The sequence below is a fragment of the Collinsella sp. SGI.180 genome (genome assembly GCF_050313455.1).
Taxonomy (GTDB): Bacteria; Actinomycetota; Coriobacteriia; order Coriobacteriales; family Coriobacteriaceae; genus Collinsella.
In genome coordinates this window covers 1-1072 of sequence record NZ_JBNPLL010000047.1, presented here as the reverse complement: position 1 = coordinate 1072, position 1072 = coordinate 1, and the positions used below count along the sequence as shown (strand labels likewise).

The window sequence follows — 1072 nt, the reverse complement described above, 5'->3', positions numbered from 1 at the left end:
AGAAAACGGGTGCGGGAACGTGCCGGGCTATTGAGAGGAACACAGAATGAGACAGTACATCATCGCCAGCCATGCGCACTTCGCTACCGGCATCAAGGAGAGCGTCGAGCTGCTCTCGGGCGCTCGCGACAACGTTCACGATCTTTCGATGTTCGTCGATGGCCGCATGGACGTGGCCGAGGAGGCCCAAAAACTGCTGGCAGGCATGTCTGCTGACGATGATGTCGTTGTCTGCACCGACCTCTTTGGCGGCAGCGTCAACAACGAGTTCACCAAGATCGTCCAGACGCGTCCCCGCACGTACCTCGTTACCAACATGAACCTTCCTCTCCTCATCCAGTTGCTGTTCTCTGACGAGTCGGCGCCGGTTGAGGAGACGATTCGCGCCATCGTCGCTGCGGACGATACGCGCGTGAAGTTTGTCAACGATCTTTTGGTCGATGACGACGAGGAAGAAGAGTTCTAATCCGTAGCACCTACTGACACGCCGTAAGACGGCACAAGACCTTTGGGGGGTCACATTATGATTCAGCTACTTCGCGTTGACCATCGCCTGCTTCATGGCCAGGTCGCAGTTTCCTGGGTTCAGGGCCTTGGCTCCAACTGCATCTTCTGCGTGGGCGATAAGGTCGCTAATGACCCGGTGTGGAAGACGACGCTCAAGATGGGCAAGCCTGCCGGCTGCAAGCTCGTCATCAAAGATATGGAGCATGCAATCGAAGCTATCAACTCGGGCGTGACCGACAAGTACAAGATGATCATCTGTGTCGCCACTATTGCTGAGGCAAAGCAGCTTGTTGAGGGCTGCCCGCAGATCAAGTCGGTCAACCTGGGCAACACCAAGCCCAAGGACGAGAAGCGTCCCGATGCGCGTCAGGTCTCTCGTCAGATCTTCCTGACCGCGGCCGAGGAAGCCGATGTGCGCGAGATGCTGGATCGTGGCGTTGAGGTCGAGATTCGACCCCTGGCCGATGACCCCAAGGTTGACTGCGCCAGCGTGCTCTAGGCGTTCAATTTCGAAGAGTCTGAGCTCTTCGTAGTGTCCTATTAGGAAAGGGGGATATATGCTTAC

The 1072-nt window shown here is 56.6% G+C and carries 2 protein-coding genes; both read left to right on the top strand.

Annotated elements, in window-relative coordinates; genetic code table 11:
- Nucleotides 1–46: 46 nt before the first annotated feature.
- Nucleotides 47–466, top strand: coding sequence for a PTS sugar transporter subunit IIA (locus ACQRAP_RS08670; RefSeq protein WP_035137739.1), 420 nt, complete (start codon nucleotides 47–49; stop codon nucleotides 464–466).
- Nucleotides 467–523: 57 nt separating this feature from the next.
- Entirely contained in the window at nucleotides 524–1006 is a 483-nt protein-coding gene (locus tag ACQRAP_RS08665; RefSeq protein ID WP_099432286.1) for a PTS sugar transporter subunit IIB, read from the top strand.
- Nucleotides 1007–1072: the final 66 nt, after the last annotated feature.